This is a genomic window from Pseudoalteromonas sp. J2K-J031 (assembly GCF_058197095.2).
In genome coordinates this window covers 459,236-485,470 of the sequence record NZ_CM200280.1, presented here as the reverse complement: position 1 = coordinate 485,470, position 26,235 = coordinate 459,236, and the positions used below count along the sequence as shown (strand labels likewise).

Below are 26,235 nucleotides of genomic sequence, written 5' to 3'. Positions count from 1 at the left end.
CTTAATAACACAATAAAAAAACAATTAAATTAAGCAGCTTACGTTTCATCAACAGCATAATAATAAAAGAGCGTAGTATGAAGTGGCAATTACTTATGGCCTTTTTGGGCTATTTAGGATTTATGATTTGGTTTGGCTGGTGGGTCAGTCGCAACAGCAAAGGGGGCGATGACTTTTTACTGGGCGGGCGTAATTTACCGTTTTTTTTAACCCTAGGCACAACAGTGGCAACCATGGTGGGCACGGGTTCATCCATGGGGGCGGTGGGCTTTGCTTATTTAAATGGCTGGGCTGGCATGATTTATGGCCTTGGCGGTGCGTGCGGCATTTTACTGCTCGCCAAAATATTTGCGCCAGTGCGCGAACACCAGTTTATGACGATGAGCGAAGAAGTTTCGTATTATGTTGGCGCACACCCCATGGTAAAAAATACCATTGCCATCTTTATTTTTGTTGCCAGCATTGGGTGGCTTGGGGCACATATTTTGGGCGGCGGGATGTACCTTGCGTGGTTAACTGGATTATCCCCTTTTTGGGCAAAATTAATTATCGCACTGGGTTTTAGCATTTATGTGGTGATTGGCGGTTATGTGGCTGTGGTTTGGACGGACTCAATTCAGGCGTTAGTCTTGTTTGTTGGTTTTTTCTTGATGGCAGGTGTCGCTCTTTATGAAGTTGGGGGTGTTGCCGAAATGGCCAGCGCCCAGCCTGTGCTCAATCAAAGCTTTTTATCCCTTGATAAAGTAGGGCTAGTGCATGGCCTGTCGTTATTTTTTGCCGTGTTAGTCGGGGTGCTTGTTGCGCCTTCGTTTCGCCAGCGCATTTATTCGGGCAAACACGTAAGCAGTATTCGGCAATCATTTTACACCTCTGGCGGATTATATTTAGCGTTTGCTATTGTGCCTGCGATTATTGGCATGGCGGCCTATAAGTTAAATCCCGGTCTTGAAAACAGTGCGTATTCGTTTCCTTACATGGCGATGGAGCTTTTACCATTTGGCTTGGCGGCGTTAGTCATTATAGCGGGGCTGTCGGCTACGATTTCAAGTGCGAGCTCCGATGCCATTGCCGCTGTGAGCGTGCTTATTCGCGATATTTATAGTTTGGTATTTAAGCGCATGCCTCATGCCAATGAAGTAGTGATGCTGTCACGCATGGGTTTAGTGATGACAATCAGCATTGCGCTGTTGCTCGCATTATTAACCGATGATGTGATTGGCTATATCACCAATATGATTGCCACTTTGATGTCGGGTTTATGTGTTGCGGTATTGCTTGGGCATTTTTGGCCACGCTTTAATTGGCAAGGGGTAATGACAGCGTTGTTTGTTTCATTACTTGTTTCGTTCGCAATTATTTTAACGCCCAATTGGCTGGCTTATTGGAGCAACCCGATCATTCCCGCCATGCTGATTTCTGCGCTGTTATCGGTGATTGTGACTTTGCTCACCCCAGTTCAAGCCACGACATCATCACAGGCGCTGGCTAAGCTACAAGCCCAGCGTGAGGAGATGCAGCATGATTAATATCGTTTTTTTTGGTGAAGCCATGCAAGAACTCTCGCCTGATAATGACGTGCGCTTTGGTGGCGATACTTACAATACGGCGGTGTATTTAAAGCGATTGTTATGGCGCAGCGCCGAGGTGGGGTTTGTCAGTGCCATAGGGTGTGATGAGCTCAGTATTCATGCTCAAACCCTGTGGCTGCATCAAGGATTAAATTTGCAGTATTTGCAACACTCGACAGCTCGCACTCTCGGTATCTATGGCATTACTACCGATGAATGTGGCGATAGAGTGTTTCACTACAATCGTAAAAACAGCGCTGCCAGAACCTTTTTTGAGCTTGATCAGCAACAGATTTTTTTAACCGCATTAAAACAAAAACAGTGCGATTACTTGTATTTTTCGGCCATTAGCATGGCGATTTTAGATCAAGCCGCATTGCAGTTATTTATGGCGCATGTTGAGGCGTACAAAAAAGCGGGTGGGCAAGTTATTTTTGACAGTAATTACCGTGAGGTACTTTGGTCAAATAAAGCACAGGCGCAGCACTGTTATCAAGTAGCCTTTAACCTTGCGGATATTATTTTTGTCACCAATGACGACCACTTTGGTGTCTTTGGCCATTGTAGTGAAGCGCAATTATGCAGGTTTTATGAGACATACTGCCATGCCCTTGTCGTGATAAAACAGGGCGTTGATGACACCTTGGTCATGCAAAATAGGCCCCCCTACAGTGTGAAAAATCACAATGCAGCGCAACAAAACACAGCGCAGCGCTACCCCGTTACCCCTGTTGCGAGCGTGGTCGATACCACCGCCGCAGGTGATGCATTTGCAGCTGGCTTTTTAGCAGAATATTTGCTTGGCCAACCTATCAAGGTTGCTATCAATACAGCGCAGCGCCTTGCTGCACAAGTGATCGCAAGTAAAGGCGCTATTGTCACGACCAGTATTTTACCTCGCTCGACCGCTGAGTTGCCTTTGGAAGGATCATCATTATGAATCGGTGTATTCACCTTGTGTTTTTTGTCACATTAAGTACTTTATTTACGTTCAATTTGGCCAATGCAACACCCGCCCTGATGCCAATGCCGGCCAAAGTGACCTTGCTAGAGGGCCACACCGAGCTAAAGGAGGTGTTGACAGTGCATATTGTTCAAGAGCAGCAACCCACAATTGCGTCATTATTGGCGCAATCTCAACTGGCAACGCAGTTTTCTGCTATTAAATGGGCCGCACAGGGCAACGCCCTGCTGCAACTGAAGGTCGATAAGCTCGATGCCCCTTTGCCGTATTTAGGTATGGATGAACGCTATACCTTGAGTATTGAAAATCAGGTCATCACCTTAAGCAGTGCCAATCAATACGGCATGTTGCGCGGCCTTGCCACTTTATCGCAGTTGGTGTTTTTGGCTGAAAAACCAAAGCAACTGGCTAATCTCACCATTACCGATAGCCCTACATACCCGTGGCGCGGGTTGTTATTTGATAGCGTGCGCCATTTTTTGCCGATTGAGGATGTCAAACGCACTTTGCGCGGGCTTGCCACGGCTAAATACAACGTTTTTCATTGGCATTTAACCGACGATCAAGGCTGGCGCATTGAATTAAACAGCTACCCTAAATTGCACCAAAAGGCCTCCGATGGGCTATTTTATACTCAAGCACAAATTAAAGACGTGGTCGCGTATGCGGCGCAGTTAGGTATTCGTGTGGTGCCCGAGTTTGATGTACCAGGCCATGCCAGCGCGATTGTTTTAGCGTATCCAGAGCTTGGTAGCGGTACAACTTTAACTAAAATGGAGCGTCATTGGGGCGTATTTAAACCCCTGCTTGACCCAAGCAATCCGAAGGTATATCAATTTGTTGATGAGGTAGTGGCAGAACTTGCGGGGTTATTTCCAGACCCTTATTTACACATTGGCGGCGATGAGGTGGACGACAGCGACTGGCAAACAAACAGCCAAATACAAGCGTATATGCACGCTAAAAACCTGCACGACAGCGAAGCCTTGCACGCCTATTTTAATCAACGCGTTGCCACCATTTTAGCCAAATACAACAAAAAAATGATTGGTTGGGATGAGGTATTGCATCCGAGTTTACCGAAAAATACCTTAGTGCAATCGTGGCGTGGCCACCATTCATTAGCGGCTATTCGCGAGGCAGGGCTCGATGGTTTGCTCTCTAGCGGCTTTTATATCGACCAGCCCCAGTGGACGAGCTACCACTATCGTAATCACCCCGTACCCGCGCTAACAAAAAAAGTGGTGGCGCACACGTTCAAAGGCAGTGTTACGTTTACGCTCACCCGATTAAAAGGCAGTGCCGTTACTGGGCAGGTTGATGTGTTTACTAATCAACACAATACAACCTTTGCCCGTGTTGAAATAAACGGCAAAGGGCAATTTATCAGTCACAATATCACGCACACTGACGGTGTGTATCAGGTTACGCTCGATACTTGGATGGGGCCAACCCAACTGCGTTTTGCACTTAGCCAAAACAGCCAACTCGACGCTTTTATTGGCAATACGCCCTACACCTTTGCCGCGCAAACCAATAAAACTAGCCTTGCGCACTTAAATAGCCAATTAATTGCCGAGCAGCAGCGTGAGCAAAGCGGCAATGTGCTGGGCGGTGAGGCCACTATTTGGTCTGAGCTCATTACAACCGAGAACCTCGATACCCGATTGTGGCCAAGGCTGTATGCCATTTCCGAGCGGTTTTGGTCATCGCCAACCCTCACCAATGAGCGCGATATGTATCAACGGCTGGCAATCATGCACCGTTATGCTGATGAACAAGTGGGCTTATTGCATCAGCAACAATTGGTAAAGCGGCTGCAACAGGTGGCGGGTGGGACAGTAAAAAACATGGATGCACTAATCACCTTTAGCCAACTGATTGAGCCAGCTCATTATTATACCTTGCACCATTTGGCCTATTTACGTGATGAATATCACCAACTGGCCCCCCTTAATAAATTAGTCGACGCGCTCCCTGTAGAAAGCTTGGCGTTAAAACACTTTGATTATCAGGTTGCCGATTATCAATTACAGTGCTCCGCTACTGCGCTGGTGGGCATACAAGCGCAACTGCAAACATGGCAAAATGAACTTGAAAAAAATCGCCAGCTGTTTATGTCTATAAATGAGTTGCAAGCGAGTTATCTTGCCATAGTACAAGCGCTAAAGCAGTATCACACGTTAGCAGTTGGGAGCGAGACGAAGGGGGCAGTGAAGGGCGCCTTTAACGGTATGGCTAACAATGAGGTTGAAACCCCAGTTAAAAACCATAATGGCACCATCACGCACGTTATTGCGTCTATTAACCGTTTAAAACGCGCCCAACAACTGTGTTTATAGCAAAAAACCACACTTGTTTAGCGCAGATTAACGCGCTGCAGTGGCGCTTGAACTTTATTTAAGAACTTGATTTCGGAGTTAGAATTGAGAGGCGCAGGTGCAAGCCTGCTTGCCAAGTCGGGTGCAGCTCTGCCGCTTTTTGTAGGTCGAGCTTTAGCCCGACAGGTCATATCACACCAGACATATTGGCAGTTTTTTTCAGTATAAAATTTCAGTGCCAATCAATGACTCTGCCAAGCTTTTATTTGCCAATCAATGAACTTTTTTCAAAAGCATGCGTATACTGATTAAACAAACAAGAGCGTTTGATTGCGCTTTACTACACATTAGAGACATAAAAAATGAACAAAATTTCAGCTGTTCTCTTAGCCATTCTAATCACCATAAGCACCTTTATCTCCCCCTTTAACACCGCATTCGCACAAGATGAAAAAACAGTTTTAGTACCTTTACCCTCAGTTGATGACTTCACAAAAGGCAATAATGGCTGGGCGTTTGGGCTTGGCCTTGGCGTTGAATATGAAACAGCGTACGAGGGCTCAGATGAATTCGGTTTAGAAATTCAGCCAGCTGGGGCTGTCCGCTTTTAAACTGTTTGTTATACATCGACAACTTCACAATCCCAGTTTTCTATACTTGATTTGAGCTCTGAAATGAAAATTAAAACAAAAGCCAATACGCCAAATGCAATACATAGCCAAATAGGAAGCACTCTTTGAGCAATCCCAATTCCTGCTAAAGCGCCCAGAATTATAGGGGGTATCCAGTGATAGAGTGGCTTTTTGGGTGGTTTTATATATTTAAGTTTATAAAGTTTTACCAGCACGCCTTCTTTGTTCAAAGAGCACTCATTTCGACCCTTAATTAAATCTTTACTCTCGAAGGTAATTTCATATTCAACACCGTCTACCATGAATTTATGATTAGATTTCAGTTTGTAATTCTGGCTTTCAGAAACTAGTTTTCCATTAACAGAGACAAATTCTTTGTTGTGGTTGAATTAGCAGGACACTTTAATAAAGGAATATAATGCCATTATTGAGGTGAATATGACTAAACGAATAAATAAGCAGTATCCAAACGATTTTAAACAAGAAGCAGTGGCTTTGGTGCTTGAGCAAGGTTACACAATAGTTCAAGCAGCCGCTTCTTTAGGTATCACAGATAAAATCCTTTACAGCTGGGTTTCTAAACACAAAAAGCAGGCACAAGGTGATACCTTATCTGTCGATGAACGCACCGAACTTATGCTGTTACGCAAAGAGAATAAACGCTTATTAATGGAGCGTGAAATCCTAAAAAAGGCCAGCGCCTTCTTTGCGAAAGAAATGAAGTAAGGTACTCATTTATCAAGACTCTTGTGTCGAAATATCCTACTTCGATGGCGTGCAAAGTGATGCAGGTCAGTACATCAGCGTATTACGTTTGGCTTAAAAGTCCTGGTGAGCTTATCACTGCCGATACACTCGCATTGTTTCGTCGAGCTAAAGCATTATTCAAGGCCAGTCGAAACAGCCTAGGTAGTCGAGAGTTAGCTAAAGCGCTACGCAAAGAAGGGTTTAGTATCACACGTTATCGCACCATTAAGTTAATGGCGCGACTGAAGCTGCATGTGACGCAACGTCTGGCTTATAAGGTCACCACAAAGCGTAAGTACAGTGAGAGTGTGGCTGACAATTTGCTTAATATGAATTTTAATCCTGTGGGGCCAAACCAAGTTTGGGCAGGTGATGTGAGCTATCTTAAAACAGGCGAAGGTTGGCTGTATCTCGCAGTGGTAATGGATTTGTATTCTCGCAGAATCGTCGGCTGGAACATATCTAAGCGAATGACGCGAAGCTTAGTGGAGAAAGCATTTTTAAAGGCTTACAACTTGCGCAAACCACCTAAAGGCTTGGTATTTCATAGCGATAGAGGTTCGCAATATACCAGTAAAGGTTATCGACGTTTATTAAAACAATTGGGCTGTCGAGCAAGTATGGGTGATGTGGGAGCATGTTGGGACAATGCTGTTGTAGAGCGATTTTTTGGTAGTTTAAAGCATGACTGGTTGTTAAAAGTACCACAGCCAACCCGTCAACATATGCGTGATGATGTGGCGGAATATATGAAATATTACAATGTAGAACGACTGCATTCGGCAAATGCTGATCAGTCACCGATAGATTTTGAAATCTCTTTTAGAAAAGTGTCCGGTTGGAGTTGACCAGAACACTTTACCAGAGAAAGGACTACACTGATAAACGATTTCATTCGAGTCAACTTGAAAAATGAAAGTAGCCCCTTCTTTAAATGAAACTTCCACAAATTCATTAATTTTCATCCAGACTCCTTTAGATGTATAATATCTTAGTATTTATGCGATAAAAAATAATAAAAAATAAAATATTTGACACTCACAAGTATCTCATTGATTTTAAATAGTTTGTATTAAAAAAAAAGACCAAGTTTAATAGCAAGGGAAGTGAAAGATTGAATAACTGCGGCTTGAGAGAATGTGATGCTACGGCTTTTTACTATCAACACCGTTTAGGTGCATAAATTGACTGAAACTTTCCGAATTATCGGGTTTTCAGGCATCACAAAACTAGGCTGCTGCCTAGCTTGCTTACATGAAGGCTAAAAGGTGCGAATTAACCGACTCCGCGATACCAACTTTGTTGATGTTGATGGGCACATTGCCTAAGCGCGCTCGGTTGGCCAGCAAAGTTACTGTATTGCCGCCGGAAATTTTGTACGGTTTCAAGCCACACAGCAGTTTCTATACCCTAAAATATTTGACACTCACAAGTATCTCATTGATTTTAAATAGTTTGTATTAAAAAACAAGACCAAGTTTAATAGCAAGGGAAGTGAAAGATTGAATAACTGCGGCTTGAGAGAATGTGATGCTACGGCTTTTTACTATCAACACCGTTTAGGTGCATAAATTGACTGAAACTTTCCGAATTATCGGGTTTTCAGGCATCACAAAACTAGGCTGCTGCCTAGCTTGCTTACATGAAGGCTAAAAGGTGCGAATTAACCGACTCCGCGATACCAACTTTGTTGATGAGCGCATTGCCTAAGAGCACTGGGTTGGCCTGCAAAGTTGCTATATTGTCGTCTAAAGTTTTGTACGGCTTCGAGCCAAATGGCGGTTTCTATACCGAGCTCGACTAATATTTTGGGTTGAGCTTTGCTGATTGCACCACGCTTTTTAGGGTCAATATGTCGCCCACTCCAATCGGCAAGTTCTAGATAATCTAATAACTTAAAAGGAATGGTTTGATTGTTTTGGTTACTGCCAAACGCCATCAGTTGCTTTGGTTGCTGGGTAGCATGTTCGGTGTTTTCTGACGTGGTCTGTTTTTTGTAGTGGGTAATTCGCTCTTGAATTGACGTAAAGTCGCTATCTTGCAGGTTATTGGCCATTTTTGCTCTGATTGGGTTTAAATCGACGTACATCATGCAACTGAGCACGGCTTGCTCGTCCAGTAGCGCTTGCGACTTAAAGCGCCCTTCCCAAAATCGCCCTGTGCAGTTATCTTCTTTATTGGCTTCTCTGGCAATGAACTCGTTAAGGTTACGCATATACCAACTGATGTCATATAAACGATTTCGCCAAACTTCGACCGTTTTATCAACGCTGTACATATAGGCTTCATCGAGTTTTTCACCTTTACGATAGCGGTCAACTAAAATTGTGCCGTGATACAACTGATACCACCGCTCAATCACTTCCTCCTTTGACCAGTTTAATGCCCTACTTCTATCGACCCTAAGCACTAAATGGTAATGGTTCGACATCACCGCATAGGCCGCAATATCAATGGCAAACACTTGCGATAGTCGTTTAAAGCGCTCCACTAACCAAGCCCGTCGGTGTTCAAAATTTTGACCAGAGTATTTATCAAAACCCGCTAGAAATGCCCGGCGAACACAGCGACTAATGCAGTGATAGTAAGGTGTGGAGTCTAAATCAATTAACGAACGTCTTGCTTGTGCCATGTGAGCCACCAAAACAGGAAGTGATTAATTAAAATTAGACCCAGTACTGTGGTTTTTCAACAAGATATTTGTGGGTGTCTGTATTTTCTATTTCCATGGGTGAATAATATCTATTAGATCACAGTCTCTCGGTGGGTTCAAGGTTAAAAATAAAGCAAGGAAAGAAGTGTATAATCAGTTCCTGAAATGGGTATCTCTACAGCCTCAACGCTTTGCTAAGCGGAAAATAATGGTTGGCTACAATCGCGAAGCGATGGCCAACTGTTATTTCTCCGTTTAAGCAACTTGATAGGTAACACTACTCACCCCACTCAGGGTACTGCTCTGGTTTAACACCGCTTTCGTGTACCACTCTAGGATAAAATGTATCCGGTTTTTCACTAAAACACTTTTTACGACTTTTATTTATTTGAAACAACCAGCTATCGCCATAATCAAACATATAAAAGAGCTTCTTGCCTTTTGCTTTTGAGAATATAGTTTCAATTGTTTCTTTAGTTACTTTGTCATCATCACATGATATGCGCTGCGCATTTCTAGAATAATAAGAGCTCGCAATACAAAACTCATACATGTGGTCATTACCAAAACCTACAGCACACAAAATTGCCTGATGTAATTCATCTAAGCTATGGTCAATCGGGATTTCTAAAGCACATTCCCATTCATTATGAGCGTGCATACCATCAAGTAATTTTATCTTTAAAGTTTCAATCATACTCAGACTTTACCGTGTTACCTAACGAGGCTGTAGAATAACTCCTACAGCCAAATCCAATTAAAAAACAAGCTCCTGTAACCAACCCTAAGCGCATTTAAGGCATTAGCTAATGCATTTGAACCCAGAAAACAGCCTGTTTTTCTTAAAAAAGAGTAATTCTACAGCCTCAACGAGACTGTAGAATTACTCCAACAGCCAAATTTAACTAAAAAACGAGCTCCTGTAATCAACCCTAAGCGCTTTTAAGGCATTAGGTAATGCATTTGGAACCCATAAAACAGGCTGTTTTTCTTAAAAAAGAGTAATTCTACAGCCTCAACGCCTCGTTAAGAGGCAAATAATATGTTGGCTAAAATAAGCGACGCAGGAGCAAAAGCCAACTGTTATTTGTCCTGCTTTAACGACTTGTTATATTCTCTGTGCTTCGCAAAGCTTATTACCATAAAACTAACCATAATAATGATAATCAGTTGAGCTATAGCTTTTGCAACATCTAACCCTTTAATTGATAACTCAATTGACTCTTGCTCTGCAGCTAAGCGCTGATAATAAATGGCTTTCAAAATATCTAAGTCTTGTTTTTCAATTGCTAACTCATAAGCTTTCTTCTCAAGCTCTAAAGTGTCGTTGTGAACATTTTTAACGTAGCTTACTGATATATATTCATCTTGATATTTTATGTACGGAATTTTCTCAAAAAAGATAATTAAAAAAGAAAGCAAAGTCACAATTGTTCCGCAAATATAAAATCCTTTTGAATGCACCGTACTCTCCGAGAATATAACATTTAATATCGAGCGATTGGGTCGTTTTTCTACCGTGAACCGTCTCGAGTTTCTACTTCCGGAATTTTTATCACATTGGATAACATATTGCTACAAAAAGCCTTCTTCCTCTAAGGCTAAAATTACTTTGGAGTGAAAACGACCCAGTGGCTCGTTTTCATGACTATACGAGAAACTCATTAACACTGTATATACACACATACATGAAAATACCCCTGCAGCCCCTCTTTGGCTGCCGTCGCCAGTGTGACAACGATACCAATTTGAAAACCAGTCATGTTTTTAAACAACATTCGGGCTAAAGCACCGACAAAAGCGGGCAAGCTTCGCTCGCCTTCGCAAGCAGGCTTGCACCTACGCAAATCTAACGCCGATGCAAGCAATTCCCCCGTGATCATGCCCTAAAAATAACCAATTGATGGCTGTTTTTTTCTGTTTAGTTCACATCAATTGGTTATTTGCAGGATAAAGCGTGATGTCGGGGCGCAGGGGTGACGAAAGGCCAAAGCATCGCTTTGCAGCTTGAGGAAGTGGAAGCATGGATAAAAAATATTTGACACTCACAAGTATCTCATTGATTTTAAATAGTTTGTATTAAAAAACAAGACCAAGTTTAATAGCAAGGGAAGTGAAAGATTGAATAACTGCGGCTTGAGAGAATGTGATGCTACGGCTTTTTACTATCAACACCGTTTAGGTGCATAAATTGACTGAAACTTTCCGATTCAGGCATCACAAAACTAGGCTGCTGCCTAGCTTGCTTACATGAAGGCTAAAAGGTGCGAATTAACCGACTCCGCGATACCAACTTTGTTGATGTTGATGAGCGCATTGCCTAAGAGCACTGGGTTGGCCTGCAAAGTTGCTATATTGTCGTCTAAAGTTTTGTACGGCTTCGAGCCAAATGGCGGTTTCTATACCGAGTTCGACTAATATTTTGGGTTGAGCTTTGCTGATTGCACCACGCTTTTTAGGGTCAATATGTCGCCCACTCCAATCGGCAAGTTCTAGATAATCTAATAACTTAAAAGGAATGGTTTGATTGTTTTGGTTACTGCCAAACGCCATGAGTTGCTTTGGTTGCTGGGTAGCATGTTCGGTGTTTTCTGACGTGGTCTGTTTTTTGTAGTGGGTAATTCGCTCTTGAATTGACGTAAAGTCGCTATCTTGCAGGTTATTGGCCATTCTAGCTCTGATTGGGTTTAAATCGACGTACATCATGCAACTGAGTACGGCTTGTTCATCCAGTAGCGCTTGCGACTTAAAGCGCCCTTCCCAAAATCGCCCTGTGCAGTTATCTTCTTTATTGGCTTCTCTGGCAATAAACTCATTTAGGTTACGCATGTACCAACTGATGTCATATAAACGATTTCGCCAAACTTCGACCGTTTTATCAACGCTGTACATATAGGCTTCATCGAGCTTTTCACCTTTACGATAGCGGTCAACTAAAATTGTGCCGTGATACAACTGATACCACCGCTCAATCACTTCCTCCTTTGACCAGTTTAATGCCCTACTTCTATCGACCCTAAGCACTAAATGGTAATGGTTCGACATCACCGCATAGGCCGCAATATCAATGGCAAACACTTGCGATAGTCGTTTAAAGCGCTCCACTAACCAAGCCCGTCGGTGTTCAAAATTTTGACCAGAGTATTTATCAAAACCCGCTAGAAATGCCCGGCGAACACAGCGACTAATGCAGTGATAGTAAGGTGTGGAGTCTAAATCAATTAACGAACGTCTTGCTTGTGCCATGTGAGCCACCAAAACAGGAAGTGATTAATTAAAATTAGACCCAGTACTGTGATTTTTCAATGAGATATTTGTGGGTGTCTGTATTTCTAGGTAGTCGAGAGTTAGCTAAAGCGCTACGCAAAGAAGGGTTTAGTATCACACGTTATCGCACCATTAAGTTAATGGCGCGACTGAAGCTGCATGTGACGCAACGTCTGGCTTATAAGGTCACCACAAAGCGTAAGCACAGTGAGAGTGTGGCTGACAATTTGCTTAATATGAATTTTAATCCTGTGGGGCCAAACCAAGTTTGGGCAGGTGATGTGAGCTATCTTAAAACAGGCGAAGGTTGGCTGTATCTCGCAGTGGTAATGGATTTGTATTCTCGCAGAATCGTCGGCTGGAACATATCTAAGCGAATGACGCGAAGCTTAGTGGAGAAAGCATTTTTAAAGGCTTACAACTTGCGCAAACCACCTAAAGGCTTGGTGTTTCATAGCGATAGAGGTTCGCAATATACCAGTAAAGGTTATCGACGTTTATTAAAACAATTGGGCTGTCGAGCAAGTATGGGTGATGTGGGAGCATGTTGGGACAATGCTGTTGTAGAGCGATTTTTTGGTAGTTTAAAGCATGACTGGTTGTTAAAAGTACCACAGCCAACCCGTCAACATATGCGTGATGATGTGGCGGAATATATGAAATATTACAATGTAGAACGACTGCATTCGGCAAATGCTGATCAGTCACCGATAGATTTTGAAATCTCTTTTAGAAAAGTGTCCGGTTGGAGTTGACCAGAACAGTATTCTCGCAGAATCGTCGGCTGGAACATATCTAAGCGAATGACGCGAAGCTTAGTGGAGAAAGCATTTTTAAAGGCTTACAACTTGCGCAAACCACCTAAAGGCTTGGTGTTTCATAGCGATAGAGGTTCGCAATATACCAGTAAAGGTTATCGACGTTTATTAAAACAATTGGGCTGTCGAGCAAGTATGGGTGATGTGGGAGCATGTTGGAACAATGCTGTTGTAGAGCGATTTTTTGGTAGTTTAAAGCATGACTGGTTGTTAAAAGTACCACAGCCAACCCGTCAACATATGCGTGATGATGTGGCGGAATATATGAAATATTACAATGTAGAACGACTGCATTCGGCAAATGCTGATCAGTCACCGATAGATTTTGAAATCTCTTTTAGAAAAGTGTCCGGTTGGAGTTGACCAGAACAGTTTTTCTTAAAAAAGAGTAATTCTACAGCCTCAACGCCCGAAAAAGGCGCGCCGCTTTTGGCGTCGCTCTTACTTCGATTGTTATATGGATTATTGTTTGGGCCTGAGCATTTCTATAACCTGCGAATCCACCCAGTAAATATCGCCTTCAGGTTGAGTGCCATCTGTATCCCGAACGGGTTTTCGGTTAAAGAAAAGATACTTGCCATCTGGAGATACATAGCCACTCGCTTCTGTTCCATCAGTGTTGATGCTATCGCCTAAGTTTATTGCACTACCCCATGCACCATCCGGCTGGCGAAAGCTGATATACAGATCCGTATCACCAAATCCCTGTTCTTTCTCACTATCCCAGATAATGTAAGACTCATCAGGAGCGATAAACGGATGAGCAGTCCACTTGCCAGAATTAATATGATCGGCCAGCAATCTCGGCGTCTGGCGCTGGCCGTTTTTAACCTCAGAGATTCTGAGCACATCATTGCTTTTGTAATCATCAAATATATAGGTACCATCGGCTGCTGCTGACAGGCGCATAATGCCCCAATCTTCGCGGTCAAACATCGGGCCAAGGCTTTTTACCTCTGACCAGCCATCCGCGGTGCGCACCCTGTATTTGTTACCCAAATGCAGGGTATTGCCATCTGGTGACAGTATCGGCCGGCCAATTCTGGGGCCAATCACCGACTCTTGCCACTGGTTATTCTCAAGTTTAAAACGCATTAACCACCACTGTTGCGTATCCACGTCCCTTCTGGAGAAGTAGAACTCGGTTAAATCTGGCGTGAACGAGCCGCTAAAGTCGCGATGCCGGGTTGAAACATAACCCGGGGCAAATTTCTTCGGTGTTAAACCTGGCGGTACCTGGCCAAGATAAGGTCCTGCTAACAAGGGTAAGACTTGCTGAGCGTTATTATCTACTGCCAGAACCGACGCAGACAGCAAAAGCGCCACAGATAGCCACACATACTTCATCCGATATTCCTTAAACATTATCCAGTACCGCCTTGTTTATTTTCGCTCTTTTGTTTGGGTGTGCTTCAAATTGCTGAGCGTTATCACCAATTTTCAACCAGGCTGGTTTATCCGCAACAAACTCGTGAAATTGTTTTCAATATCGATTTCACCGTCAATGCAATGGGCATTGATAGGAAAAAGAAATGTGCCTGTCCTATTTTTCCTTTTCCTAAAAAGGTTATTGAATTAAAACTGAATTCAATGCCAACACTACCTAACCTTAACAAGGGAGTAAACATACCTAAAATAAAACCTGACAATATGTACACAATACAGTTAATTTGCTCTGAAATTTAAATTTATTACGGAATTAGAATAAAGGGGTCATAGAATAAAGGGGTCAAATCTTGAATTCATACATCATAACGTGTGATTGACCGCAATTTACTCAACACTCACACCGATGCCAATTTCCCCCGTGATCACGCCCTGAAAATAAACGATTGATGAGCCATGTATTTCATGGATGAAATACAAGGTGAAGCTTGGCCATGGATGGCCTATCTTCGCCCCACTCAGGGTACTGCTCTGGTTTAACACCGCTTTCGTGCACCACTCTAGGATAAAATGTATCCGGTTTTTCACTAAAACACTTTTTACGACTTTTATTTATCTGAAACAACCAGCTATCGCCATAATCAAACATATAAAAGAGCTTCTTGCCTTTTGCTTTTGAGAATATAGTTTCAATTGTTTCTTTAGTTACTTTGTCATCATCACATGATATGCGCTGCGCATTTCTAGAATAATAAGAGCTCGCAATACAAAACTCATACATGTGGTCATTACCAAAACCTACAGCACACAAAATTGCCTGATGTAATTCATCTAAGCTATGGTCAATCGGGATTTCTAAAGCACATTCCCATTCATTATGAGCGTGCATACCATCAAGTAATTTTATCTTTAAAGTTTCAATCATACTCAGACTTTACCGTGTTACCTAACGAGGCTGTAGAATAACTCCTACAGCCAAATCCAATTAAAAAACAAGCTCCTGTAACCAACCCTAAGCGCATTTAAGGCATTAGCTAATGCATTTGAACCCAGAAAACAGCCTGTTTTTCTTAAAAAAGAGTAGTTCTACAGCCTCAACGCCCTAATAATGGGCAAAAAATTGTTGGCTAAAATGTTGAGGAACGAAAACAGCCAACTGTTTTTTGTCCTTATTAATTAGCTTGTTAGGTGTTTTTTTTGACCTAGCTAGCTTTAATGCTTTTTATACAGTTTGATGATAAATCTATTGGTTCCATACTATAACGAATACCAGCAACATCTGTTTTATTAGGAAAGCTATAAGCTTTAATTAACTCCAATGTATCCATATTTAGCATAAATGTATATTCAATATTTTTAGCTGGATGAGTTGCTATGATATTAAAATATGGCGGTAATTTACTTCGAGTGTGATACCAAGAGCTTGAAAATGAAAGCTCACTTTTAGCTAAAAATCTAGAGATACACTCAGGAATTAACAATTGTCGATTGGCTATTTGCAAAGTTGAGTTTTTGGATTTGAAAGTTGCAGGTAAATATTTAGCAGGCAACCCTTTCAAATTTCCACTTTCGTCAAGAGTAATACCTGTATCTTTATGAGCGAAACTAAAGAAACTAGAAAACATTAAAAATAGTAAGAAAATTAATCTCATCCTGAGAAACACCTAACGAGACTGTAGAATAACTCCAACAGCCAAATTTAACTAAAAAACGAGCTCCTGTAATCAACCCTAAGCGCTTTTAAGGCATTAGGTAATGCATTTGGAACCCATAAAACAGGCTGTTTTTCTTAAAAAAGAGTAATTCTACAGCCTCAACGCCTTACTAATGGGCGCATAAATGCTTGGCTAAACTTAGCGACGAAGGAGCGCAAGCCAAGCATTTTGCGTCCTTTTGAGTAACTTGTTAGCTACCGATTTATGCAATTATGAATATTTTTTCTTAGCTTGAACAAAAACAAGAACAGGATAAAAAGATATAACTGTAAGAATTAGAGCAAAAGTCAAATACCCTACAACCTGAACATATAAAAGCAGCGAAACGATAAAAAACACAACTCCCGTATTTATTAGGCTGCGCCCCATTGCTTTTGTAAATTCAATTGGACTAGATAACTTTGAAAAATCTACACCATTTATCCAATGTTGTTTTTCTTTAAAAGCTATTTGGTATCCAAGAAACACAAACGTTAAACCAGTAACAATTGATATTGAAAGACAGAATAATAAAATTTCATTTGGACTCATGATAATTCCTTTTAGGTAGCTAACGAGACTGTAGAATAACTCCAACAGCCAAATTTAACTAAAAAACGAGCTCCTGTAATCAACCCTAAGCGCTTTTAAGGCATTAGGTAATGCATTTGGAACCCATAAAACAGGCTGTTTTTCTTAAAAAAGAGTAATTCTACAGCCTCAACGCCTCAATAAGAGGCCAAGTAATGCTTGGCTAAAATATGTGAGGAACGAACACGAGCCAAGCGTTACGTGTCCGACTTTATTGACTTGTTATGTGCCATGATTAATACACCATAGACTTACAATACAAATGCCAGCTCACCCTTGATCGTCGAATAAACTAAAATGCTTGCCGCAATCAAGATGCATGCAAAAACTTTGGTCTGAGCTTTACCGAGATGAACTTTTTTACTCTTTGTATACTTGCTATTGTCATCAACTCCACCGTTTATTTTTGTAGGGCCTGCCGATAGTGTTAATTCGAGTTCATTTTTGGTTAGAAAATAAAGACCAGCAATAAGAATTAACAGCGCAACAAAATCGTATTCATATATTTCCATATTTCACCAAATTTAGCGCAATACAACGCTGAGAATTTTAACTGTTCCAGCTGGCACATAACATTTAATATCGAGCGATTGGGTCGTTTTCTACCGTGAACCGTCTCGAGTTTCTACTTCCGGAATTTTTATCACATTGGATAACATATTGCTACAAAAAGCCTTCTTCCTCTAAGGCTAAAATTACTTTGGAGTGAAAACGACCCAGTGGCTCGTTTTCATGACTATACGAGAAACTCATTAACACTGTGTATACACACATACATGAAAATACCCCTGCAGCCCCTCTTTGGCTGCCGTCGCCAGTGTGACAACGATACCAATTTGAAAACCAGTCATGTTTTTAAACAACATTCGGGCTAAAGCACCGACAAAAGCGGGCAAGCTTCGCTCGCCTTCGCAAGCAGGCTTGCACCTACGCAAATCTAACGCCGATGCAAGCAATTCCCCCGTGATCATGCCCTAAAAATAACCAATTGATGGCTGTTTTTTTCTGTTTAGTTCACATCAATTGGTTATTTGCAGGATAAAGCGTGATGTCGGGGCGCAGGGGTGACGAAAGGCCAAAGCATCGCTTTGCAGCTTGAGGAAGTGGAAGCATGGATACAGGCAGCCAAACCGAGCTTCAGGGGTGAATGCTAACAGCAGCCCCAATTTAGAGATCCTGCCTCTCTTTTTATCAGCCCCCCAATCAAACTCACCTCACTTAACTGCGGCTTGTGGCAATCTAAACCTGATTTTTTAACGTATTAACAATTAAAACACTCGCATTTTGAGTTGCGGTTTTGGGTTGTTGATTTTTCATCAGTGATTTTTATATATCGGCGTTTTTATCGCTTAATGGCTCTTTTAGCGATGGTTTTTTTTAACTTACGTGACTTTATTTCTCTTGCGTTTTACTAAGGAGTGACATGCAAACTGTGCTTGATTTGTTAACTGAATATGGGGTGGTGGTGTACCTTATTTTGTTTTGTTACTGCGCCCTTAAAAGTGGCTGGTTGCCGCTGTTTGCCGGTTACGCTGCGTATGCGGGGGCGCTTGAGGTGCATTACATTGTGATCGCGACTTTTTTAGGCGGGTACTTAGGGGATGAAGTGCGCTTTTTTGCTGCCAAAAAATATGGCGTGCGATGGATTGCGCGCTCGGGCACGTTTTCATCGTTGTTTACCCGCGCACAAGCACTGGCCGAGCAACATGGTACGGCTTACATTTTTATGTATCGCTATCCTAAAGGGCTGCGCACAATTGGCGCGCTGCCCCTTGGGCTTACATCCCTGCGTTGGAGGTCGTTTACAGTACTCAATGCTGCATCGGCGGCAACTTGGACGGGTGTGATGGTTGGCGGCGGTTACTTTTTTGGCGAACGTTTTGATGCGTTTGGTATCGAAAACCTCACGGCCATCAGTATTTTACTGCTGGGGATTTTTTTAGCCTCGCTCTATCGGATCTGGAAAAAAAGCCAAGTTTCGCTTGCTCCCGCACCGAGTGAACAATAAAGCAACAAATAAAGCAATCGGTAATTAACCATAATAAATTGCAAAAACCGCTTTACCTCAAGTTAACTTTAGGTTTTACAGTGCAAGTCAATTTAGACTTTCAGTTGGAATAATGCAATGGTACTTGGCAGTAAAAACAGAACACTCCCCTATTTATCGGGCCGCTTTTTTGATGGCATTTCATCTGGGTTATTTATGATGGCGCTGTCTTGGATCTTGTTAGAGCCCGGCAACATGGGCACATTTGTAGCGGTGTTAGCGCTAGTGTGTACTGCAACGTCGTTTGTATTTACGCCTTTTTTTGCAACGTTAATTGACCGCCACTCTCGTAAAGCCATTTTGGTGTGGGTGCAAGTATTTCAAAGTGCCACAGCAGGGCTGGTGATGGTGGCCGCCATGTTTGACCTTGATTCGAATTGGCTGCTTGGTGCGGCCCAGCTGATATTTTGGGTATCGAGTAATTTGGCGTGGTCAACCAACAATGCGTTTACCCAAGAAAACTACGACAGCCACGAATACGCCTCTATTTCGGGCAAACAAGAAATGGTTTTGCAAAGCACCACCTTAGGCGCCGGAGCATTAGGAGTGATGTTACTAAAATATTGGGGCATGCTGGAGTTTGCCGCGTTTGCTGCCAGCGCATCATTCCTTGCTACCATCAGTTATTTAGTTACGCCGTATCGACAACAACTGCGCGAGCAACATGCAGTGCGCTTCATCAGCCAAATGGTGCAAAGCAAAGCCATTTTTAGCCAACAACCTCGGTTTTATGCGTTAATTTTATTGTCTTGCTTGTCGTATCCGGTGCTGACATTTTTAAGCAAATTAGTGCCTATTTGGTTTGCTGAGCTTGGCATGTCTGGTGATTGGTTTGCGGCGTACAGTATTTTATTTGGTTTGGGCTCGCTATTAACGGGCGTGCTAATTAGTAAACTGCTGGGCTTGGCCAGCCATCGGGTGACGTTAGTGTATTCTATGGCGATGCTGGCGCTGGTTCTTATTGCCGTTAGCCTGACACTCAGCCCAATGTATTTACTGATTTTTACTGCATTATTAGGGTTTTTCAATGCACTTAACCGCATTACACGCACAAACTGGCTTCATCATACGGTGGCAATTAACCAACGTGGGCGTGTCGAAGGTGGATTAGTGTTGTTTTCAACCTCAGTGCAAAGCTTAAGCTATGTAGTGATAGCTTTATTGGCGCATTACGATCTCACCCAATATGGTTTTGCCATTGCCGCACTAACGGTGAGTGTGGCAGCCATCATCATGTATTTACTTGCCAGCCAAAGTAAGTTTAAGCAACCGGTAACGTTATAAAAAACCGCGTCATGAATTAAGGGATCATGTTATTGGCCGCTAATACCCTGCGAGCTCAGCATAGCCCTTGCCATTAAAGCCGCCAGTTGCGCTGACTCTGCCTTCCCAATATTGTATTGAGAGCCTATTGAGCGAATCTTTGGTGAGGGTTTCAATGAAAATGGGGGCAATGTGTGGGAGTGTAATTTGCCATTTACTGGGGTAGGAGGTGCCATCAAGCGTGATATATTCAAGGGCTTGTAATTGAATATCGTCGCGTGAGAGTGCGTTTGCTTGCCCATTTTGTGCAATACGGGTTCCGCTGCAGTAATCATAGTGTTGCTGCGCATTGCGAATACAAAAAAGCATTAACCCTTCTTTATGGGTGTCGTTGCTGGTTAAGCTAAACCAATCCCAACCTTGTTGGCTTTTATCTAACAAACTGGCCGACCATTCTCTGTCGTACCATGCATTGCCCTGCACTTTATATTGCTTACCTTTAAAGGTAACCGTGCCAGTTGCTTCAAGAAAAGGGTAGCTAAAATAGTAAGAGGCATGGCCGCTCGCGGTTTTTTGGCTATAACCCTTGTCGCCATGGATTACCAGTGGGCTATTGCTGAGCGATACATCAATAGCGTAGTCATCTTGTTTGGCGTGCATCTGCAGCGGTAAAAAGTGTTGCTCTGTGCTTTTTAGTGACCAGTCATCTAATTGTGCCGAAAAAGGGCTGGCAGTAACATGTGCTTGCCCTGCACGGGCAAAGCGTTCAAAGGCAACATGAGATTGCTGATGTTGCAGTGCAAAATGGGCGAAATACAGTTGGTTGTCCCACCATGTGGATTGAACGGGTTGCGGCATTTGGGTTCGGAATAAAGTCCACTGCGCGCCGAATGTCTCGCCCGACTCTGTCTCGAGGTTGGCGGTGATGTACCACCATTCAATGCCTTGCGCTAAGTGTGGACCATGATCAGAAGGAAAAACCAGCCCTGTATTTTTATCCACAGGCTCACCGCTTGATATTTGCAGTGCTTGGCTGTGTCGTGGTTTTTGCGCAGGCTCACAGCCCAAAACCAATAATACGGTTAGCAATAGTAAAACGTGTTTTATCATTTAGTCATTTCCTTCATCATTTAATCCCTTCCTTTGGCATGTAAACGGGCGGTGAGTTTTTTAATCGGCAGATAGGCACACAGCACCGCTGTAATCAGTAATAACAAACAGGTGGTGAATAGGGCTGGTAAGTCTAAATTGAAATGGATAGTCCAACCAAAGGCGATGGGCATGACAAATTTTAATAATGCGAACCCTAACGCAAACCCTAAGGGAATAGCAAAAAGGCAAGTAAAGCCAACCAACAAGCTAGTTTGCACGAGCTTAAGAGTTTGTAACTGAGCTGCATCGACCCCTAGGCTATGTAACACCGCTAATTGCTTGGCATGTTGGGCGCTTAAACTCAGTAAACTAATGCAAAGGCTCACTAACGCAATGGCGAGAATAAACCCATTTAAAACTTTAGTGACCTTAAAGGTATCGTTAAACAGCCCGTTGGCAATTTCTTTAAAGCGTTTATTTTCAGTGATGGTGGCGCCCTCAATCTGGTAATCATTGATCAGCCGCTCGGTGAGCTGCAAAACAGGGGTTTGCGGGTTAAGGCTGAGCGACAAGCCATACACCTGCCAATGCAAAGGGCTTGCTGTTAGTGTTTGCTCTTGCGTCATAAGCGAAAGCGCGGTGTTGCCATAATCATAAGCAAAAGCTGAAATTCGACAGGTAAAAATTGCGTTGTTTTGCTTAAATTCGACAAGTTCGCCCAGTCGATAGCCATGTTTGATGCTGGCTTGCTCGTTGGCAATACAGCCATTATTGGCAAAGTGCGCTGCGTTTACCGCTTCGCCCGAGGTGAGGTTAATGTGCGCAAACGCCGCTTCGCCTTGGCCAAAACTGGCTAGTTTGGTGGGCATTTTATTAAGGTAGCCATCGGCAGCCATATAAATGCCAACACGCTTTATGTTGGCGTCGGCGCTTAAACGGGCGCGTAGTGTGGGGTCGTATTTATCAACGTGAAGATATACATCGGCGCTGAGTTGTTTTTCAAGGTGCGCGTTTAGGGTGTGGCTAAAACTTTTGACCATAATTTGCATGCCGATGGCACTGCCAAGGGCCACTAATATGGCAACAATCGCCAGTCGCAGCTCTTTTAATTGCGATTGGCTGTCGGCATACAACCATTGCCACAAAGGGTGTACAAAGGGGTTGTTAAAACGTAGTAAGCGCCCTAAACATTGGGGGGTGATCAGCACAAAAAACAGCAAAATAAAAAAGCAAAATAATAGCGCATCAAGCTCTGATTGGGCATTAAAGTACAAGTAACAAAGCGGGGTAATAACCATTCCTAATGCCACATAAAATACTTTGTTGCCTGTGTGTGCAAAAGTGCTTTTTTGTGTGAGTAGCATCAGTGCCAACGTGGCAATGTTAATAGTAAAGCCCAGTGCTAAGGTTTGCCATTGCCAGCCGATGGTCAGGGCTTGGTCGAGTTTATACAGCCCCATCAGGGTGCGGTTTATATCAAGCACCAACGCATTGGCAATCACAAAGCCTGCAAGGCTGCCAAATAGTGCGGTTATAAAACTCATTAAGGTAAATTCAATGATTATGGCGCTGCGAATGGCCTGTGGCGTGCAGCCTAAAATACTCAACTGTTTGAGGAGCTTTTTGCGCCCCGCAATCGAGAGCTTAATAGCATTAAAACTTAAAAAAGCCGCCACAATGTAACCAAGCAGCGCCAATGCCGCAAGGTTAAAAAAGAACGCCTCAGATAACGCATCAAAGTCTTGCTCTTGCGTGGCCACAAGGCGTGCAGTGGGAGTCAGTGTTGAGTTAGTGGGTGAAGCATTGGTAAGTGCTGAGTTGTTGACAGAGAAATTGGCGAGTATGGATTCAACCTGCGGGATTTGCTCGGGCGTTAAACCAATCAACTCAATAAAGCTCAATCGGCCTTGTGCCTGTAAAAGCATATCAGCATTGGCTAGATCAGTGATTGACCATATTCCTATGTCATTGAACAAATAATAGCTCGGTGTATCGCCACTATTGGCAAGTTCCAGTGTGGTACTGCTTGGTTCAAGCTTAAGCCTTTGGCCACTTTTGCTGTCAATAAAAATGGCATCAAGTGAAAAACCCGTTTGTTGGGGCGAATGTTGAGTTGATTGTTGTGTAGAGTGTTGAGCCGGTTGCTGCGTGCGGGTTGGGGCTGGGTTATTTAACCAAACAAGGCTATCAACGCCTTGTAAATAAAGCGTTTTACCCGATGCCAGTTTGAGTTTTCCCCTTAATACGGGCTGTGCATTGGTAAAACCCTGCGCGCGAAGCGCTAACCACAGTTGCCCGTCAAGGTAGGTTTGGCCTATCGGCGGTTTTATGAGATGGCTCACTGCGGCATCGGTGAGTGCCGAAGACGTTTGGTGTCGATTTTTCGCTTCTTGGTTGAGCCCGGCAATGGCACTGAGCAGCGCACTGCCTAAACTCAAGCCAACAATAAACAATACTAACAACCAAGGGTGCTGCCTAAAATACGCCAGATGCGTACGTAAAATAAGATTAACCTCAGTCATTGAGCTGCCCGTTGGCAAGTACTTTTACGCGATTAAAATAGCGAGTCAGTTGCTGCGAATGCGTGACCATAATTAAGTTAATTTGCCGCTCTTTGCATAAGTTTGTTAGCATTTCAACCACTTGATGTGAACGTGCTTGATCAAGGTTGCCAGTTGGCTCATCGGCTAAAATCAGTTTCGGCTGGTTAAGTAAGGCTCTGGCAATTCCCACCCGTTGTTGCTCGCCACCCGACAGCTGGCTTGGTAACTTATTGAGTTTGTTGCCTAACCCTAATTGTTCAACCAATTCGCTTAGCGCCGTAGGGGGTTGTTTAGGAAAATTAAGCTTATGTTGAAACAGGATATTTTGCTGTACCGTGAGGCAATCAAGTAATTGATAGTGTTGAAAAATAAGGCCTATTTTACGACGGTAATGCGCCCGTTGTTGTTCGTTATAGGTTGAAATAAGCTCGCCATTGACGTTAATTTTCCCACTATTTGGGCTAAGTAAACCGGCTAATAAATGCAGTAAAGTGGTTTTACCCGAGCCACTGTCGCCCACTAAAGCCACTTGCTCTTGTGCTTCGAGGTTAAAACTTAAACCATCAAACAGAGTTTGTACTTGATCGCCATCTTGCCTGCGAAAGCATAAATCGGTCACACTTATCACTTTAATTCCTTGTAGTTCAGTGTTTTAGTTAGGGCATAGTAACGCTTGCAGGTTGTTTTGTCAGCTAGGTTGCTGGGATTAAAAAAACGCCAACGCACCCTAGTATCACCTTCGTCTTTCAAGTTGTTCGGGTGTTGGCCACACGCCCTCACACCAATCACATAGTGCATTTATGCTCATGAATATTGAGGCGCTTGGTGCCTTCATGCACTTTGAAATCCATTGGGTATATGAAAATATCACGCTAAAAAAGCGAATGTTAAAAAGCACTCAATTGTGCATGTTTTACAAATTCAGAATAAATAGAATCTTTAATTAACCGCTCTGGTGTAAATGCGTAATAGTGTTGGTAGGCATTGTCAATAGTGCCTATAAAATGCACATCATAATGGCGTTCAATTTCGGTTTTTACCAGCATGGGCGCCGGAAAAACGCCAAAGCCTTGCTCACCGAGTGCTTTCATTAGCGCGCTGTCATCAACATGCCCGCTTACGCTAATTTCTATGCCTAACTCTTGCAGCCAATAATAAATAGCTCGGTTAACTGGGCTGCCTTTAGCGGGCAGCACAACAGGTTGTTGGTTCAGAGAATGTGGAAAATCAGCAGCTAGCCGTTGATGCCAATCTGTATTGCCAAAAAAAGCCAGCTGGCTTTTACCAATTTCATGACAAAAAACTTTAAAAGGCAATGAGTTATCAAGCGGTTTATCGGTTAACACAAGGTCTATTTTATGGGTGGCCATTTGCGCAAGTAATTCATCTTGTTGGCCATCAATGCAATGTAAGTTGCTAATGCGTTCGTTATCGATAAGCGGCGCAAGCCATTTAGAAACTAATGATTTGGGTAAAACATCTGAAATCCCCACTCTGAGCGTTTTAGATAATTGGCTAATATCGCCTTGTGTGGTTTCTAGCCATTCTTCAGCAATGGCAAACATATCATTGGTATAGCGCATTGTGATGTGGCCAAAATCGGTGAGCCTTAAACCGCGACCTTCTCGAATAAACAGCGGTTTACCTAAACGTTGTTCTAGGTTTGTTATTTGAGCACTTACAGTTTGCGGGGTTAAATGCAGTATTTTACTTGCTCCTGCAATGCTGCCGCAGCGGCTGACTTGCCAAAAATAGTACAAGTGATTGTAGTTGATGTTGGTTATCATTCGAAAATACCTGTTCTTATGTAAAAAATAATCAGCTTTTCTCTTTTTGGTTACGTTAGTAAATTAGGCCCAAGCCTGCAAGCCAGGTGCGACTACTAAAAGGTGGTATTGATATGAAGTTAAAACTGACAATCAAAAATAAACTGATCCAATCGGGTATAACGGCCTCACTGGCGAAGTTAGTCAACACTAAACTTGGTAAATACGCTTTGCATATTCGCAAAGTTGACATACAGGTTGATGACATACCGACCCGTCAACATGGCCCCTTGAAGGAGTGTAAAATTAATATGTTGCTGCCAGGTTTGCCCAGCATCATGGTTAAAGCGAAAGGAAAAAATATGTTGCATGCGATTCAACGTGCCTTAAAAAGTGTGCAGCACGTGTTAATACATAAATACTCATTTTCATCACTGCGCCCTTAATTTTTGCAACTAAGCGGTTTAATTAGCAGTAAACACAACATTATCCTTTGTTTCATGTGTATCCTAAAAACACTTGCATAGGCAAGGACGCCTATTATTGAAGCCCATCAAAATAGCTCGCGCGCAGCGAGCTATTTTTTTGTGTGGATAATAGCGGTTAGAGTTACTTTTAGTTCAATATATTATTTTTTAGCCACAGCTGAGATTCAAAGTTACTTTTTTTGTGCCTCTAAACTTTGAATTTTTTGCCAAACGTTTTCGGCATCTAACGTCAGCATCGAATAACCGCGAATATCGCCTTTTCGTTGCGCCTGCATCGCTTGCTCTAACAAAATATCGTACTGTTTTCTCAACTTTTTAGTTGGATCAGATTTAAAAAAACTAAACATTGGCGGCTCTTTTACTGATTTTGAGTGTTAGCCAATACGTATGCTTGT

At 42.8% G+C, this 26,235-nt stretch carries 23 protein-coding genes and 2 pseudogenes; 10 read left to right on the top strand and 15 right to left on the bottom strand.

The window, feature by feature from the left end; all coding sequences use genetic code 11:
* Positions 1 to 77: 77 nt before the first annotated feature.
* The 4 genes from AC3KZC_RS19390 to AC3KZC_RS19375 all read left to right on the top strand — a co-directional run bounded on the left by AC3KZC_RS19390 (position 78) and on the right by AC3KZC_RS19375 (position 5,464).
* On the top strand, positions 78 to 1,526 hold the full coding sequence (locus tag AC3KZC_RS19390; RefSeq protein ID WP_490580181.1) for a sodium:solute symporter family protein: 1,449 nt from the start codon (positions 78 to 80) through the stop codon (positions 1,524 to 1,526).
* Complete coding sequence (locus AC3KZC_RS19385) at positions 1,519 to 2,508, top strand: PfkB family carbohydrate kinase (protein ID WP_490580180.1); 990 nt, start codon at positions 1,519 to 1,521, stop codon at positions 2,506 to 2,508. Before AC3KZC_RS19390 ends, AC3KZC_RS19385 begins: the two co-directional genes overlap by 8 nt.
* On the top strand, positions 2,505 to 4,874 hold the full coding sequence (locus AC3KZC_RS19380; protein WP_490580179.1) for a beta-N-acetylhexosaminidase: 2,370 nt from the start codon (positions 2,505 to 2,507) through the stop codon (positions 4,872 to 4,874). The genes AC3KZC_RS19385 and AC3KZC_RS19380 overlap by 4 nt, the downstream gene beginning before the upstream one ends.
* Positions 4,875 to 5,215: 341 nt before the next feature.
* Positions 5,216 to 5,464: a hypothetical protein gene (locus tag AC3KZC_RS19375; RefSeq protein ID WP_490580178.1), complete on the top strand. Its 249-nt coding sequence runs from the start codon at positions 5,216 to 5,218 to the stop codon at positions 5,462 to 5,464.
* Positions 5,465 to 5,472: 8 nt separating this feature from the next.
* Here AC3KZC_RS19375 and AC3KZC_RS19370 read toward each other — a convergent pair whose 3' ends face one another.
* Complete coding sequence (locus AC3KZC_RS19370; protein WP_490580177.1) at positions 5,473 to 5,715, bottom strand: hypothetical protein; 243 nt, start codon at positions 5,713 to 5,715, stop codon at positions 5,473 to 5,475.
* Positions 5,716 to 5,923: 208 nt separating this feature from the next.
* Here AC3KZC_RS19370 and AC3KZC_RS19365 point away from each other — a divergent pair.
* A protein-coding gene (locus AC3KZC_RS19365) for an IS3 family transposase (protein WP_518525887.1) occupies positions 5,924 to 7,080 on the top strand; the annotation gives its coding sequence in 2 pieces (ribosomal slippage) (positions 5,924 to 6,170 and positions 6,170 to 7,080; 1,158 coding nt in all).
* Between the two features lie 815 nt (positions 7,081 to 7,895).
* On the opposite strand, the gene AC3KZC_RS19360 is transcribed toward AC3KZC_RS19365, so the two are convergent.
* The 4 genes from AC3KZC_RS19360 to AC3KZC_RS19345 form a co-directional block, all read right to left on the bottom strand.
* Positions 7,896 to 8,864: a transposase gene (locus AC3KZC_RS19360; RefSeq protein WP_518525929.1), complete on the bottom strand. Its 969-nt coding sequence runs from the start codon at positions 8,862 to 8,864 to the stop codon at positions 7,896 to 7,898.
* A 298-nt stretch (positions 8,865 to 9,162) separates the two neighbouring features.
* Positions 9,163 to 9,582, bottom strand: a complete 420-nt coding sequence (locus tag AC3KZC_RS19355) for an IS1096 element passenger TnpR family protein (protein WP_518525928.1) — start codon at positions 9,580 to 9,582, stop codon at positions 9,163 to 9,165.
* Positions 9,583 to 9,968: 386 nt separating this feature from the next.
* Positions 9,969 to 10,349 (bottom strand): hypothetical protein, encoded by a 381-nt coding sequence (locus tag AC3KZC_RS19350; RefSeq protein WP_518525927.1) that lies wholly within the window; start codon positions 10,347 to 10,349, stop codon positions 9,969 to 9,971.
* Positions 10,350 to 11,156: 807 nt separating this feature from the next.
* Positions 11,157 to 12,131 (bottom strand): transposase, encoded by a 975-nt coding sequence (locus tag AC3KZC_RS19345; RefSeq protein ID WP_518525926.1) that lies wholly within the window; start codon positions 12,129 to 12,131, stop codon positions 11,157 to 11,159.
* 86 nt (positions 12,132 to 12,217) lie between these two features.
* On the opposite strand from AC3KZC_RS19345, the pseudogene AC3KZC_RS19340 reads away from it, so the two are divergent.
* A pseudogene (locus tag AC3KZC_RS19340) lies at positions 12,218 to 12,907 on the top strand (IS3 family transposase); the annotation flags it as partial.
* Positions 12,908 to 12,916: 9 nt separating this feature from the next.
* Positions 12,917 to 13,333 (top strand): annotated as a pseudogene (locus tag AC3KZC_RS19335) (DDE-type integrase/transposase/recombinase); the annotation flags it as partial.
* A 99-nt stretch (positions 13,334 to 13,432) separates the two neighbouring features.
* On the opposite strand, the gene AC3KZC_RS19330 reads toward AC3KZC_RS19335, so the two are convergent.
* From AC3KZC_RS19330 to AC3KZC_RS19310, 5 genes are all read right to left on the bottom strand, one after another.
* Entirely contained in the window at positions 13,433 to 14,317 is an 885-nt protein-coding gene (locus AC3KZC_RS19330) for a TolB-like translocation protein (RefSeq protein ID WP_490577508.1), read from the bottom strand.
* A gap of 502 nt (positions 14,318 to 14,819) precedes the next feature.
* The gene (locus tag AC3KZC_RS19325; RefSeq protein ID WP_490577509.1) at positions 14,820 to 15,281 is read right to left on the bottom strand and encodes an IS1096 element passenger TnpR family protein; all 462 of its coding nucleotides are present in this window, start codon (positions 15,279 to 15,281) and stop codon (positions 14,820 to 14,822) included.
* 277 nt (positions 15,282 to 15,558) lie between these two features.
* Positions 15,559 to 16,008, bottom strand: coding sequence for a hypothetical protein (locus tag AC3KZC_RS19320; protein WP_490577510.1), 450 nt, complete (start codon positions 16,006 to 16,008; stop codon positions 15,559 to 15,561).
* 273 nt (positions 16,009 to 16,281) lie between these two features.
* Positions 16,282 to 16,602, bottom strand: a complete 321-nt coding sequence (locus AC3KZC_RS19315) for a hypothetical protein (protein WP_490577511.1) — start codon at positions 16,600 to 16,602, stop codon at positions 16,282 to 16,284.
* 290 nt (positions 16,603 to 16,892) lie between these two features.
* On the bottom strand, positions 16,893 to 17,153 hold the full coding sequence (locus AC3KZC_RS19310) for a hypothetical protein (RefSeq protein WP_490577512.1): 261 nt from the start codon (positions 17,151 to 17,153) through the stop codon (positions 16,893 to 16,895).
* 911 nt (positions 17,154 to 18,064) lie between these two features.
* Between AC3KZC_RS19310 and AC3KZC_RS19305 the strand changes: the two genes are divergently transcribed.
* Both AC3KZC_RS19305 and AC3KZC_RS19300 read left to right on the top strand, forming a co-directional pair.
* Positions 18,065 to 18,649: a DedA family protein gene (locus AC3KZC_RS19305; protein WP_490577513.1), complete on the top strand. Its 585-nt coding sequence runs from the start codon at positions 18,065 to 18,067 to the stop codon at positions 18,647 to 18,649.
* A gap of 117 nt (positions 18,650 to 18,766) precedes the next feature.
* Positions 18,767 to 19,972 carry an MFS transporter gene (locus tag AC3KZC_RS19300; protein ID WP_490577514.1) on the top strand — a complete coding sequence of 402 codons (1,206 nt, stop codon included), beginning with the start codon at positions 18,767 to 18,769 and terminating at the stop codon, positions 19,970 to 19,972.
* 39 nt (positions 19,973 to 20,011) lie between these two features.
* Here the strand turns inward: AC3KZC_RS19300 and AC3KZC_RS19295 are convergent, their stop codons facing one another.
* From AC3KZC_RS19295 to nhaR, 4 genes are all read right to left on the bottom strand, one after another.
* Complete coding sequence (locus AC3KZC_RS19295) at positions 20,012 to 21,061, bottom strand: lipocalin-like domain-containing protein (RefSeq protein ID WP_490577515.1); 1,050 nt, start codon at positions 21,059 to 21,061, stop codon at positions 20,012 to 20,014.
* A gap of 20 nt (positions 21,062 to 21,081) precedes the next feature.
* Entirely contained in the window at positions 21,082 to 23,565 is a 2,484-nt protein-coding gene (locus tag AC3KZC_RS19290) for an FtsX-like permease family protein (RefSeq protein WP_490577516.1), read from the bottom strand.
* Positions 23,558 to 24,214, bottom strand: coding sequence for an ABC transporter ATP-binding protein (locus tag AC3KZC_RS19285; RefSeq protein ID WP_490577517.1), 657 nt, complete (start codon positions 24,212 to 24,214; stop codon positions 23,558 to 23,560). The genes AC3KZC_RS19290 and AC3KZC_RS19285 overlap by 8 nt, the downstream gene beginning before the upstream one ends.
* 259 nt (positions 24,215 to 24,473) lie before the next feature.
* Positions 24,474 to 25,373, bottom strand: coding sequence for a transcriptional activator NhaR (nhaR, locus tag AC3KZC_RS19280; RefSeq protein WP_490577518.1), 900 nt, complete (start codon positions 25,371 to 25,373; stop codon positions 24,474 to 24,476).
* Between the two features lie 113 nt (positions 25,374 to 25,486).
* Here nhaR and AC3KZC_RS19275 point away from each other — a divergent pair, with 113 nt between their 5' ends.
* Positions 25,487 to 25,798 carry a hypothetical protein gene (locus AC3KZC_RS19275; protein ID WP_490577519.1) on the top strand — a complete coding sequence of 104 codons (312 nt, stop codon included), beginning with the start codon at positions 25,487 to 25,489 and terminating at the stop codon, positions 25,796 to 25,798.
* A 212-nt stretch (positions 25,799 to 26,010) separates the two neighbouring features.
* Here AC3KZC_RS19275 and AC3KZC_RS19270 read toward each other — a convergent pair whose 3' ends face one another.
* Positions 26,011 to 26,187, bottom strand: a complete 177-nt coding sequence (locus AC3KZC_RS19270) for a DUF6435 family protein (protein ID WP_490577520.1) — start codon at positions 26,185 to 26,187, stop codon at positions 26,011 to 26,013.
* Positions 26,188 to 26,235 lie beyond the last annotated feature (48 nt).